The following is a 12,529-nucleotide window of genomic DNA, read 5'->3' as shown; positions in this document are numbered from 1 at the left end:
TTATTGGTCTCCCACTTTTAGCATGATTTTGCCGATATGCCTGCTCGATTCCATCAGCGCGTGCGCGGCCGCGACGTCGGCGAGCGGCAGCACGCGATGAATCACGGGCAGCGCGCGGCCCGCTTCGAGCAGCGGCCAGACGTGCGCGTGCAGCGCTTTCGCGATCGCCGCTTTCTGTTCGATGCTGCGCGCGCGCAGAGTCGATCCGGTAAAGGTGAGACGGCGCAGCATGATCGGCATGGCATCCAGTTCGATGCGGCTGCCTTCGAGAAACGCGATCTGCACGAGCCGGCCTTCGAGCGCGAGCGCGCGGATATTGCGCGCGATGTAATCGCCGCCGACCATGTCGAGGATGATGTCGACGCCTTTTCCATCGGTGAGCTTCGCGATGGCATCGACGAAATCTTCGTCGCGGTAGTTGATCGTATGATCCGCGCCCGCTTCGCGACAGGCCTGCGCTTTTTCCGCATTGCCGACGGTCGTGACGACGCGCGCGCCGAATGCGTGCGCGAGCTGGATCGCCGTCAGTCCGATGCCGCTCGATCCGCCGTGCACGAGAAACGTTTCGCCCGCCTGCAGGCGGCCGCGCTCGAACACGTTGGTCCAGACGGTGAAGTACGTTTCGGGCAAGGCCGCGGCCTGCAGCAGCGTGAAACCTTTCGGCAGCGGCAGACAATGCGATGCATCCGTGATGCAGTATTGCGCGTAGCCGCCGCCGGGCACGAGCGCGCAGACTTCATCGCCGGCGCGCCATTGCGTGACCTCCGCGCCCGTCGCGACGATGCGCCCCGACACCTCGAGTCCCAGATGCGGCGATGCGCCCGGCGGCGGCGGATACGAACCCGAGCGTTGCAGCACGTCGGGTCGGTTCACGCCTGCGTAGGCGACTTCGATCAGCACGTCGTTCGGGCCGGGCGAGGGCAGCGGTCCCTGCGCGAGCCGCATGCAGTCGGGCGCGCCGCCCGCGCCGTGATCGACGTATTGCATCGATGCGGGAAGAGTGGATGTCATGGCGTTCATCGGATGATGGATTCGATGTAATCGGCGGGCAGACCGATCGACGTATAGTGCCGGCGCGCCGCCTCGATCTTCGTGAAGACGTCTTCGTAACCCTGCGCGACGCCTTGCGGATCGACATAGGTATAGCCGCCCGTGACATGGAACCAGGTAATCATCTCGGGCACGTCTTCGGGCACGAAGAGCGTGTGCGTTTCGCCCGCGGGCTCGAACGCATAGCCGCCTTGCTCCGCGACCCAGTCGTGTTCGAGGTAGTACCAGCGGCCCTTGAGCACCATCGCATGAACGGCGCCGCTATGACGATGCCGCGAGATCACGCCGCTGCGGCGCACGCGCAGCAGATTCACGTAATAGCCCTGGCTCGCGTTGAGAATGAGCGGCTTGAACGACACGGTTTCGGTCGCGGGCACCCACAGGTTGTCGTCTTCGAGCCAGTCGGTCATGACGCCGCCGTGCACGAGATCCTTCGACATGTACGGCACTTGCGGCAACTGATAGGCGATGACTTGTTCGTCGGGTTTCACTTCGGTTTGCATGAGTTTTTATCTCCGTGGTTTCTGGATGCGATGCGCCGGTTCGCTGAATCAATGACCGAGATAGGCGCGCCGCACGTGGGGACTATCGAGCAATTCTGCGCCCGTTCCGGAAAGCGCGATGGCGCCGTTTTCGAGCACGTATCCGCGGTTCGCGAGCTTGAGCGTATGGAACACGTTCTGTTCGACGAGCAGCACCGTCACACCGCGCGCCGCGACCGTGCCGACGACTTCGAACATCTGCTCGACGAGCAAGGGCGAAAGACCGAGCGACGGTTCGTCGAAGATCAGGAGCTTCGGCGCGGACATCATGCCGCGCGCGATGGCGACCATCTGCTGCTCGCCGCCCGACAGCGATCCGGCAAGTTGCGTGAGACGCTCGCGCACGCGCGGAAAGAGTTCGAGCACTTCGTCCATGCGTTCGCGCCGCGCGCTTCGTGCGGCGTGACGAAACGCGCCCATCAGCAGGTTCTCTTCGACGCTCAGGAACGGGAAGAGTTGACGGCCTTCGGGAATCATCGTGACGCCCATCGCGACGATGTCGTGCGAGGACTTGCCAACGAGTTCCTGTCCCTGAAACGTGATGCTGCCGCCGCGCGCCGCGACGATTCCGCATAGCGTCTTCAGCGTCGTGGTCTTGCCCGCGCCGTTCGCGCCGACGAGCGTGACGATCTCGCCTTCCTGCACATCGAGCGAGACGCCGCGCAGAACTTCGCTCTTGCCGTAGCCGGCCGAGACGTTATGCAGCTTGAGCATCGAGATACCCCTTGCCGAGATAGGCCTGAATCACCTCAGGATCGTTGACGACATCGGACGGCTTGCCTTCCTTCAGCATGCGCCCGGCATTGATGACGATGATGCGGTCCGACAGCGCCATCGTCGCCTGCATCATGTGCTCGATCATCAGCACGGCGATTCCTGAATCGCGGATGCGCCGCACCATGTTGATCGCGCGCGCGATGTCGGCGGGATTGAGACCGGCCATCACTTCGTCGAGCAGAAGCGCGCGCGGCCGCGTGGCGAGCGCGCGCGCCACTTCGAGACGCTTCATGCCGCCGACCGTGAGGCTGCGCGCTTCGGTATCGAGCAAGGACGTGAGATCGGTGATCTCCGCGACTTCGCGTGCGATCGACTCCGCTTCGACGCGGACCCGCGTATGCATGAACGCGCCGAGCATGATGTTCTCCAGCACCGAGAGACCCGCGAACGGCTGCGCGATCTGGAACGTACGGCCGACGCCGTCCTTCGCGAACGCATCGGGCGTGCGCGGTTCGGCCCAGGTGCCATCGGCGAGGCGAATCTTCACGATGCCTTCGTTCGGCCGGATGAAGCCCGAAAGCTGATTGAAGACCGTCGTCTTGCCCGCGCCGTTCGGGCCGATCACACCGAGAATCTCGCCGGCGTGCAGCGTGAGGGAAACATCGTCGGTCGCGACGAGTCCGCCGAAGCGCTTCTTCAGATGCTCCGCGACGAGCAGCGGCGTGCCGAGCGGCAACGCATCGGCGGGCGCGATCGACTTCGCCCGTGCGGGCGGCGGCGTGCGCGCGCCGGGCAGACGGTCGATGAAGCGCAGCACGAAGCCGCCCAGATGCCCGACGAGTCCGCGCGGAATGAACAGCACGACGAGCACCAACACGACACCGTAGACGAAGCCGTGCGTGCCGCTGCCGAACGAGCTGAGCCAGCCGCGCGCAAGCTCGGCGATCGGCAGCACGAGGACGGTGCCCGCGAGCGGCCCGGCGACGCTGCCGAGTCCGCCGATCAGCGCGAACATCGCGATCTGCACCGACAGTTCCAGCGAGAACGCCGCGGACGGATCGATGAAGGTGAGATACATCGCGTGGAAAGAGCCGATGAGACTCGTCAGCACCGCCGAGATCACCGCCGCGCCGATCTTCACCTTCACCGCGTTCACGCCGACCGCGCGCGCCGCATCTTCACGTTCGCGCACGGCGATCAGGTAGAAGCCGAAGCGCGAGCGGCGGATGAGCCACGCGGCCCACAACGTCACCAGAAGAAAGCCGAACGCGATCAGCAGATACGCCCACTTTTCGCGGAACACCATCCATTGCAGGCCGATGTTGAGCGGCACGTTCAGGCCCGCCGAGCCGCCCGTCCAGCTTTCCTCGTGCACCGTGAGCAGGCGGCACACTTCGAGGAACGCGATCGTGGCGAGCGCGAAGAACGGTCCGCGCAGACGCAGCGTCGGATACGCGATGACGATCGCCGCCATCGCCGAGATCACCGCGCCCGCGAACATGCCGAGCCACGGCGTGATGCCGAAGTTGATGACGAGCAGCGTCGCCGCGTACGAGCCGATGCCGTAGAACACCGCGTGTCCGAGCGACAACTGCCCGGCGAATCCGCCGACGATATTCCACGCCGTCGCGAGCGCGCCGAAGATGCACACGAGCACGGCCAGGTGAAACGCGAACGGCGATTGCAGCGCGAACGGCACGGCGAGCAGCGCGACGAGCGCCAGCGCGCCCATGTAGCCGCGCGGATGCAGGAGATTGGGAAACATCGAATGCCTCGCTGAACGTTATTCGGAGCCGCGTCCGAGACCGAAGAGACCGGTCGGGCGCACCACGAGAATCACGAGGAAGATCGCGAAGTAGACGACTTCCTTCATGTCGGGCGAGATGTAGTAGCCCGCGAGACTGTCGATGAGCCCGATCACGATCGAGCCGACGAGCGCGCCCGGCAAGCTGCCGAGACCGCCCAGCACGACGATGACGAACGCGGTCAGCACGAAGTACTGGCCGACGGTCGGGAACACCGGATACTGCGCGACCAGCAAGCCCGACGCGAGCCCGACCAGCGCCGCGCCGATGCCGAACGCGAGCACGTACGTCGTCTTCACGTTGACGCCCATCAGCGAGGCCGCGTAGCGATGTTGCGCCACCGCGCGAAACGCGCGACCGGTGTAGGTGCGTTGCAGGAACAGATGCAGCCCGCCCGCGACCGCGAGCGCGGCGGCAAACGTGATCAGTTGCCCGCTCACGATGTTGATGTCGCCGAACTGCAGATGCTCGGTGCCGAAGCTCACATCGACGGGATGCACGTCCGCGCCGAAGATCATCAGCGCGAGATTCACGAGCGCGGTCGACACGCCGACGGTCGCGAAAATCTGAATGTGCGCGTCGGCGGAAAGCAGCGGCTGGATGATGAAGCGCTGGATCAGCACGCCGAATGCGAAGAGCAGCAGCGCGACCGGCACCGCCGACACATACGGATGCCAGCCGAGCTTCGCGGCGAGCAGCCAGACGGCGTACATGCCGACCATCAGCAGCTCGCCGTGCGCGAAGTTGACCACGCGCACGACGCCGAAGATCAGCGTGAGGCCGATGCTGATGATCGCGTACGCGCCGCCCAGCAACAGGCCGTTGACCAGAAGTTGCAGAAGAATGGACATGCTCGTTTCCTGGACACCGCGCAGCGCGTGTCACGCGCCGCACGGTTCGAGTGAAAGAGAAATGCGGGTCGACAGCGGCGGTTTTACTGCGCCGCGACGGGCTTCGCGATCGCGACCGCTTCCGGATAGACGGTGACGAGCTTGCCGCCTTGCCACTGCATCACGTTGGTGGTCGCGAGCTGGTTCTGGCCGTTGTCGGCGAACTGGAAGCCCCAGCCAGCGGCGGTCGTGCCCGTCGGCTTCTTGTAGGCGAGCACGGCGGCGCGGATCTTGTCCTTGTCGGTGGATTTCGCGTTGGCGAGCACATCGAGGAACGCTTTCGCGCCGACATAGTTCACGAGGCTATGGCCCGAGCGCGGCGCCATGCCGAAGTGCTTCTGATATTCGGCGGTGAATGTTTCGAGGCCGGGTGCGCCTTTCTCGTTCATCGCGACTTGCGGGAAGTCGATGTCGTACACGCCGTTCATTTGCGCGCCGACGGCCTTGGCCGTATCCGAGAGCGAATAGCCGCCGCCCGCGCCGATGACCGCCTTCGGCTTGAAGCCGGCCTGCGCGGCCTGGCGGAAGAACAGGATCGAGTCGTTCTGATACGAGGTCTGCAGCACGATATCGACGTCCGCGCCCTTCAGACGCAGAATCAGCGACGACAGATCGACGCTCTTCGCCGAATACGGCAGCACCTGCACGACGTTCAGACCGAGCTTCTTCGCGCCTTCCTTCTGAAAGCCGGAGACGAGCGTGCCGTACGGCCCGTCTTCCGCGATGATCGCGATCTTCAGCGTCTTCGGATCCGCCTTGAGTTGCGGCGCGACGACCTTGGTCAGCGCTTCGAGCGTGCCGTCCGCGAAGGTCTTCGTGGTCGAGTTGCTGCGATACAGATACTTGAAGCCGCGGCTCGTGATGGTGTCCGCCGTCGCGCCGAGTTCGAAGAACGGCACGCCCGCGAGCTCAGTCACTTGCGTCGCCGCCGACGACACCGCCGACGAATAACTTCCGAACACCGCCGACACGTTTTCCACCGACGTCAGACGCCGCGCTTCGCCGACGGCCTGATTGGCATCGACGGCATCGGCCTTGACGAGCACCACTTTCTCGCCGTTGATGCCGCCCGCCGCGTTGCGCTCGTCGACGGCGAGCTGCACGCCGCGATAGCTTTCGTCGCCGAGCAGCGCGAGTCCGCCGCTGAAGGGGAAGAGCGCGCCGATCTTGATGTCGGCGGCGTGCGCGGCAGTGAGACTCGATGCTGCGACGCACGCGGCGGCGAGCGCGCGCAGGACAGTGCGGGGAAAGTGCGAGGACATGCGGTGTCTCCTTGTATCGTTCGAAATTGAAGCGCTTCAAATCGAAAGCAAGAAAGTTCGGTCGCGTTGCCGAATTTGCTCTGTTTGGGTTGATCGATTGGATTTGAAGCGCTTCAAGTTTGCGTCGATGAACGCAAAGACGTCAACCGAGGGTTTGCACGGAAGAGTGAGACTCGGCCCGGTCGTCTCCGAACTTTCCCTATGTCACGATCCTAACAAGAATGCTATAAACTGAGATCAATCTATCAAAAACTGTTGTGCGTCGCACAAGACGCCGGCATACCGATCTCATGCTGGAAACTGCATCGAAGTCCATCGTCGCGTGGCCCGGCAAGGCCCAGGTTCACGCCAGCGCGCGCAATCCCGGCATGCCGTTCGATCTCGCCTGGCTCGACGGCCTGCGCGTGAATCAGTCGGCGGTGACGCGCCGCGCGTCGACGCTCGGCACGCGCCGCGCGGTCAAGAAAGACGCGCAGGCGGCGTGGCTGCTCAAGGCCATCACCTGCATCGATCTCACGACGCTTTCCGGCGACGACACGCATGGCCGCGTCGAACGTCTCTGTGCGAAGGCGCGCCGTCCATTGCGCGACGATCTGCTCGACGCGCTCGGCATGCCGCCTCTGTCGATCAAGACCGGCGCGGTGTGCGTCTATCACCGTTACGTCAGGACGGCAGTGAACGCGCTCGAGGGCAGCGGCATTCCGGTCGCGGCCGTATCGACGGGCTTCCCCGCTGGCCTCAATCCGCACGAACTGAAGTTGCGCGAGATCGAAGCATCGGTGAGAGATGGCGCGTCCGAGATCGATATCGTCGTCACGCGCGAGCATGTGCTGACGGGTAACTGGAAAGCGCTCTACGACGAGATGCGCGATTTCCGCGCGGCATGCGGCGACGCGCACGTCAAGGCGATTCTCGCGACCGGCGATATCCGCACGCTGTCGAATGTCGCGAAGGCATCGATGATCTGCATGATGGCCGGCGCCGATTTCATCAAGACATCGACGGGCAAGGAAAGCGTCAACGCGACGCTCGACGTGTCGCTCGTGATGGTGCGGATGATCCGCGACTATCTCGCGCGCACGGGCGTCATGATCGGCTTCAAGCCGGCGGGCGGCGTGTCGACTGCGAAGTCGGTGCTCGAGTATCAGATCCTCATGAAGGAAGAGCTCGGGCGCGAATGGCTCGAAGCGGATCTGTTTCGCATCGGCGCATCGAGCCTGCTCGCGGATATCGAACGCCAGCTCGAACATCATGTGAGCGGACGTTATTCGTCGTTCAATCGCCATCCCGTCGCCTGATCCAACAGACTTCACTAAACAGCCTCATGAGCGTTGCCGAATACTTCTCTTCGATGGAATACGGACCCGCACCGGAAGACGATCGCGCCGCGCGCGCATGGCTCGATCAGCATGACGGGCGCTTCGGTCACTTCATCAACGGCGCATGGCGCGACAGCGACGACGCCGCGCGCTTCGACTCACGAGAACCCGCGACCGGCCGCGTGCTCGCATCGATCGCGCAAGGCACGGGAGCGGATGTCGATGCCGCTGTGCAAGCCGCGCACGATGCGCTCGAAGGCTGGCAAGCCATCGGCGGAGCGGGGCGCGCGCGTCATCTCTATGCGCTTTCGCGCATGGTGCAGCGGCACAGCCGTCTCTTCGCCGTGCTCGAATCGCTCGACAACGGCAAGCCGATCCGCGAGTCGCGCGATATCGATATACCCCTTGTAGCAAGGCATTTTCTGCATCACGCGGGATGGGCGCAACTGCAGGACAAGGAGTTCGCGGACTGGGCGCCGCTCGGCGTGATCGGCCAGATCGTGCCGTGGAATTTCCCGCTGCTGATGCTCGCGTGGAAGATCGCGCCGGCGCTCGCGCTCGGCAATACCGTCGTGCTGAAGCCCGCGGAATTCACGTCGTTGACGGCGTTGCTGTTCGCTGAATTGGCGCATCGCGCGGGCTTGCCGAAGGGCGTGCTCAACATCGTCACCGGCGATGGCAGCACGGGCGCGGCGCTCGTCGAACATCAACGCGTCGCGAAGATCGCATTCACGGGATCGACCGAAGTGGGCCGTCAGATTCGCGCGAGCACGGCGGGTTCGGGCAAGTCGCTCACGCTCGAACTCGGCGGCAAGTCGCCGTTCATCGTGTTCGACGATGCCGATATCGACAGCGCCGTCGAAGGCGTTGTCGATGCGATCTGGTTCAATCAGGGACAAGTGTGTTGCGCGGGCTCGCGTCTGCTCGTGCAGGAAGGCATCGAAGCGCGCTTCGTCGAGAAGCTGAAGCGCCGCATGGATACGCTGCGCGTCGGCACGTCGCTGGATAAGGGCATCGACATGAGCGCGGTCGTCGACGACATTCAGCTCGAACGCATTCGCGCGCTCGTCGACAAGGGCGAGCGCGAAGGCTGCGAAGTCTATCGATCGCCGCGTGCCACGTTGCCCGAGAGCGGTGCATTCTTTCCGCCGACGCTCGTCACCAACGTCGCGCCCGCATCGACGCTCGCGCAGGAAGAGATCTTCGGGCCCGTGCTCGTGACGATGAGCTTCCGCACGCCGGAAGAAGCCGTTGCGCTCGCAAATAACACGCGCTACGGCCTTGCCGCGAGCGTGTGGAGCGAGAACATCAGCCGCGCGCTCGACGTCGCGCCGCGCCTGCAATGCGGCGTCGTGTGGATCAACGCGACCAATCTCTTCGATGCGGCCGTCGGCTTCGGCGGATATCGCGAGTCGGGCTTCGGACGCGAAGGCGGACGCGAGGGCATCTACGAATACCTGAAGCCGCGCGCATGGGCCAAGCTTCCGGTGCGCGGCGAAACGAAATCGTTGCAGGCGCAACCGGATTCGCTCGTCGATGCGGGCAATGTGAGTGCGCTCGATCGCACGGCGAAGCTCTTCATCGCCGGCAAGCAGGCGCGGCCCGACAGCGGTTATTCGCGGCTCGTGCATTCGCCCGCCGGTGAGATCGTCGGCGAAGTGGGCGAAGGCAATCGCAAGGACATACGCAATGCGGTCGCGGCCGCGCGCGGCATGACGAAATGGTCGTCGGCGAGCGCGCACAACCGCGCGCAAGTGCTGTACTACCTCGCGGAAAACCTGAGCGCACGCGCCGATGAATTCGCGAAGCAGCTCGTCACGCGCGCCGGTTCGAGCGAGCGCGATGCGAAGCGCGAAGTCGATGCATCGATCGCGCGGTTCTTCACGTATGCCGCTTGGGCCGACAAGTACGACGGCGCCGTGCATGCGCCCCCGCTGCATGGCGTCGCGCTGGCGATGCACGAAGCGCTGGGCGTGATCGGCATCGTGTGTCCCGATGAAGCGCCGTTGCTCGGGTTCGTGTCGCTCGTCGCGCCCGCGCTCGCGCTGGGCAATCGCGTGGTCGTCGTGCCGAGCGAGACGTGTCCGCTGATGGCGACGGACTTCTATCAGGTCGTCGAGACATCGGATGTGCCGGGCGGCGCGCTGAACATCGTCACCGGCGATGCGCGTTCGCTGGCTCAAACGCTCGCGCAACACGATGACGTCGATGCGCTCTGGTGCTTCCACGGCGCGGCGCTATCGGCGATGGTGGAGCGCGAGTCGATCGGCAATCTGAAGCGCACGTTCGTCGATCAGGGCCGCGTGTTCGACTGGCACGATGCCGCAAGCGAAGGGCTGCCTTTCCTTCGACAGGCGGTGCAAGTGAAGAACATCTGGGTGCCGTACGGAGACTGATCAAGGAATTGACTCGGCGCGATTCCGATACGGAACGCGCTCATGCATGGAGGAGACGCTGTGCTGAAGAACATCGATCCGCTCTTGAACGCCGATATCCTGTACGCGCTTGCCGCGATGGGCCACGGCGACGAAGTGGTGATCTGCGATGCCCATTTCCCCGCTGACTCTGTCGCGCGCAAAACGGTGCTCGGCCGCGTGCTGCGCATGGACGGCGCGAGCGCGCCGCGTGCGGTGCGCGCCGTGTTGTCGGTGCTGCCGCTCGATACGTTCGTCGACGATCCCGCGGGCCGCATGGAGATAGTTGGCGATGCAACTACCTTGCCCGCCGTGCAACGGGAAGCGCAACGCGAAGTGGACGATGCCGAAGGCCGCGCGCTGCCCTTCGCGCCGGTCGAACGCTTCGCGTTCTACGAGCGCGCGAAGAACGCATATTGCGTGATCGCGACGGGCGAAGCGCGCGGCTATGGCTGCTTCATCTTCAAGAAGGGCGTGCAACTCGCGCCGGATGCGCCCGAAGCCGCGCACGGAGGCACGCGATGAAAAGCGTCGTCATTCTCGGCATCTATGTGACGGACCTCGCGTTTCGCGCGCAACGCATGCCGCTGCTCGGCGAAACGGTCGCGGGTTCCGCGTTCCAGATGGGACCGGGCGGCAAGGGCTCGAATCAGGCGGTGGCCGCCGCACGCGCGGGCGCGGACGTGATCTTCTGCACCCGCATCGGCGCGGATGCGTTCGGCGATATCGCGCAGGCGACATGGAGCGCCGAAGGCATCACATCGCGCGCAACGGTAATGAACGATGTCGCGACGGGTGCCGCGCATATCTATGTCGATGAGAACACGGGCGGCAATGCGATCATCGTCGCGGCGGGCGCTGCGGGCACGCTCGCGCCCGAAGACGTCGATGCGATCGAAGACGATATCGCGCGTGCCGGCGTCTTCGTCACGCAGCTCGAACAACCGATTCCGGCCGCGCGCCGTGGACTCGAACTCGCGCGCAAACATGGCGTGACGACGGTGTTCAATCCCGCGCCCGCCTTGCCGCTGACGGACGATATCTATCCGCTGTGCGACTACATCACGCCGAACGAAACCGAAGCGCAGGCGCTCACCGGCATCGAGATCGCTTCGGCGGACGACGCACGCCGCGCCGCGAACGTACTGCTCCAAAAAGGCGCACGCGCCGTGATCGTCACGCTCGGCGAAGCGGGCGCGCTCTTGCATACGTCGAACGAATCGACGCTCGTGCCTGCTTTCGAATGCGGCCGCGTCGTCGAGACGGCGGGCGCGGGCGATGGCTTCACCGGCGGCTTCGCGGCGGCCCTCGCACGCGGCGAAAGCCCTGTGGATGCAGTGCGCTTCGGCTGCGCGCTCGCGAGCATTTCGGTGACGCGTCCGGGCACCGCGCCGTCGATGCCGCGTCTCGACGAAATCAACGCGCTGCTAGCGGAAAGGAGCGTCACGCAATGAAAGCGTCGAAGTGGCTCGCGGATCGCCAGTTCAACTTTCTGATCGGCGTGAACGTGCTCGTGGTGATCGTCGCAACGTGGATGTCCCACGGCCAGTTCCTCGACATCGACAATCTTCAGTCGATGGGCGGCCAGTTGCCCGAGCTCGGCCTGCTTGCGCTCGGCATCATGCTGTCGATGGTGTCGGGCAACGGCGGCATCGATCTGTCGGGCGTGGGCCTTGCGAATCTCTCCGGCATGGTCGCCGCGATGATGCTGCCGCATATGGTCTCCGCCGACGATTCGCCCGCGCTCTATACCGCGGTATTCGTATGCATCGTCATGGTGATGGGTGCGCTCGGCGGCTTGCTCAATGGCGTCGTCATCGCGAAGCTGAAGCTCACGCCGATTCTCTGCACGCTCGGCACGCAGTTGCTCTTCACCGGCATCGCGGTGGTGTTGAGCAACGGCGCATCCGTGCGCGTGGAATACGTCGATCCGCTGTCGAACATCGGCAACGGCACCTTCCTGCAAGTGCCCATTTCACTGTGGATCTTCATCGCCGCGGTTCTGCTGCTCGGCTGGATTCTGAAGCGTACGCCGTTCGGCCTGCGTCTCTATCTGATGGGCACGAACCCGAAGGCCGCGTTCTACGCGGGCATTCCGCGCGCGCGCATGCTGATTCTCACGTATGGGATGTGCGGCGTGCTCGCCTCGCTCGCGGGTCTCATCAGCGCGACGCATACGTCGAGCGCGAAGTGGGACTACGGCAATTCGTATCTGCTGATCGCGATCCTGATCGCGGTGATGGGCGGCGTGAATCCGGCGGGCGGTTATGGACGCATCGTCTGCGTGTTTCTCGCCGCGACCGTGTTGCAATTTCTGTCGAGCCTCTTCAATCTGCTCGGCGTATCGCAGTTTTTCGGCGATTGCGCGTGGGGCTTCCTGCTGCTCGCATCGCTTGCATTCGCGGGCGGCGATCGCGTGCGCGCGATCTTCGGCATCGGCGGAGCCGCGCCCAAGAGCAATGTTCCACCGCCGCCCGCATCGACCGGACGTTAGTGTTGCGTGTGATGTTCAAAGAGACCAATGGATAGA

The 12,529-nt window shown here is 64.4% G+C and carries 11 protein-coding genes; 5 read left to right on the top strand and 6 right to left on the bottom strand.

All coding sequences use genetic code 11. The features are described 5' to 3' along the window. From NCR93_RS21710 to NCR93_RS21685, 6 genes are all read right to left on the bottom strand, one after another. Nucleotides 1–1,020: an NAD(P)H-quinone oxidoreductase gene (locus NCR93_RS21710; RefSeq protein WP_175980994.1), complete on the bottom strand. Its 1,020-nt coding sequence runs from the start codon at nt 1,018–1,020 to the stop codon at nt 1–3. After that, on the bottom strand, nt 1,017–1,553 hold the full coding sequence (locus NCR93_RS21705) for a 2,4'-dihydroxyacetophenone dioxygenase family protein (protein ID WP_175980992.1): 537 nt from the start codon (nt 1,551–1,553) through the stop codon (nt 1,017–1,019). Before NCR93_RS21705 ends, NCR93_RS21710 begins: the two co-directional genes overlap by 4 nt. Before the next feature lie 48 nt (nt 1,554–1,601). Then, entirely contained in the window at nt 1,602–2,306 is a 705-nt protein-coding gene (locus tag NCR93_RS21700; protein ID WP_008348196.1) for an ABC transporter ATP-binding protein, read from the bottom strand. Beyond that, a complete protein-coding gene (locus NCR93_RS21695; protein ID WP_008348195.1) occupies nt 2,290–4,074 on the bottom strand; it encodes a branched-chain amino acid ABC transporter ATP-binding protein/permease in 1,785 nt (594 codons plus the stop codon). Before NCR93_RS21695 ends, NCR93_RS21700 begins: the two co-directional genes overlap by 17 nt. A gap of 18 nt (nt 4,075–4,092) precedes the next feature. Beyond that, entirely contained in the window at nt 4,093–4,965 is an 873-nt protein-coding gene (locus NCR93_RS21690; protein WP_034470891.1) for a branched-chain amino acid ABC transporter permease, read from the bottom strand. 83 nt (nt 4,966–5,048) lie between these two features. After that, nucleotides 5,049–6,266: an ABC transporter substrate-binding protein gene (locus NCR93_RS21685; RefSeq protein WP_175980990.1), complete on the bottom strand. Its 1,218-nt coding sequence runs from the start codon at nt 6,264–6,266 to the stop codon at nt 5,049–5,051. A gap of 290 nt (nt 6,267–6,556) precedes the next feature. Here NCR93_RS21685 and deoC point away from each other — a divergent pair, with 290 nt between their 5' ends. The 5 genes from deoC to NCR93_RS21660 are packed head-to-tail and all read left to right on the top strand — an operon-like array spanning nt 6,557 to nt 12,493. Beyond that, a complete protein-coding gene (deoC, locus tag NCR93_RS21680; RefSeq protein ID WP_175980988.1) occupies nt 6,557–7,564 on the top strand; it encodes a deoxyribose-phosphate aldolase in 1,008 nt (335 codons plus the stop codon). 26 nt (nt 7,565–7,590) lie between these two features. After that, nucleotides 7,591–9,981: an aldehyde dehydrogenase family protein gene (locus NCR93_RS21675; protein WP_008348187.1), complete on the top strand. Its 2,391-nt coding sequence runs from the start codon at nt 7,591–7,593 to the stop codon at nt 9,979–9,981. Nucleotides 9,982–10,041: 60 nt separating this feature from the next. Then, nucleotides 10,042–10,524, top strand: coding sequence for an RbsD/FucU family protein (locus NCR93_RS21670; protein WP_175980986.1), 483 nt, complete (start codon nt 10,042–10,044; stop codon nt 10,522–10,524). After that, nucleotides 10,521–11,453: a ribokinase gene (gene rbsK / locus NCR93_RS21665; RefSeq protein ID WP_008348182.1), complete on the top strand. Its 933-nt coding sequence runs from the start codon at nt 10,521–10,523 to the stop codon at nt 11,451–11,453. The genes NCR93_RS21670 and rbsK overlap by 4 nt, the downstream gene beginning before the upstream one ends. Then, nucleotides 11,450–12,493, top strand: coding sequence for an ABC transporter permease (locus tag NCR93_RS21660; protein WP_008348180.1), 1,044 nt, complete (start codon nt 11,450–11,452; stop codon nt 12,491–12,493). Before rbsK ends, NCR93_RS21660 begins: the two co-directional genes overlap by 4 nt. Nucleotides 12,494–12,529 lie beyond the last annotated feature (36 nt).

Origin of the sequence: Caballeronia sp. ATUFL_F1_KS39, from assembly GCF_023630985.1 — a bacterium.
Taxonomy (GTDB): Bacteria; Pseudomonadota; Gammaproteobacteria; order Burkholderiales; family Burkholderiaceae; genus Caballeronia; species Caballeronia zhejiangensis.
Note: the sequence above shows the minus strand (reverse complement) of the source record. Positions and strands in the feature narration are given on the sequence as shown.

Excerpts from the sequence above, each read along its gene's own strand:
- NCR93_RS21710 (WP_175980994.1), bottom strand. The coding sequence starts at position 1,020 with ATGAACGCCATGACATCCACTCTTCCCGCATCGATGCAATACGTCGAT.
- NCR93_RS21705 (WP_175980992.1), bottom strand. The coding sequence starts at position 1,553 with ATGCAAACCGAAGTGAAACCCGACGAACAAGTCATCGCCTATCAGTTG.
- NCR93_RS21700 (WP_008348196.1), bottom strand. The coding sequence starts at position 2,306 with ATGCTCAAGCTGCATAACGTCTCGGCCGGCTACGGCAAGAGCGAAGTT.
- NCR93_RS21695 (WP_008348195.1), bottom strand. The coding sequence starts at position 4,074 with ATGTTTCCCAATCTCCTGCATCCGCGCGGCTACATGGGCGCGCTGGCG.
- NCR93_RS21690 (WP_034470891.1), bottom strand. The coding sequence starts at position 4,965 with ATGTCCATTCTTCTGCAACTTCTGGTCAACGGCCTGTTGCTGGGCGGC.
- NCR93_RS21685 (WP_175980990.1), bottom strand. The coding sequence starts at position 6,266 with ATGTCCTCGCACTTTCCCCGCACTGTCCTGCGCGCGCTCGCCGCCGCG.
- deoC (WP_175980988.1), top strand. The coding sequence starts at position 6,557 with ATGCTGGAAACTGCATCGAAGTCCATCGTCGCGTGGCCCGGCAAGGCC.
- NCR93_RS21675 (WP_008348187.1), top strand. The coding sequence starts at position 7,591 with ATGAGCGTTGCCGAATACTTCTCTTCGATGGAATACGGACCCGCACCG.
- rbsK (WP_008348182.1), top strand. The coding sequence starts at position 10,521 with ATGAAAAGCGTCGTCATTCTCGGCATCTATGTGACGGACCTCGCGTTT.
- NCR93_RS21660 (WP_008348180.1), top strand. The coding sequence starts at position 11,450 with ATGAAAGCGTCGAAGTGGCTCGCGGATCGCCAGTTCAACTTTCTGATC.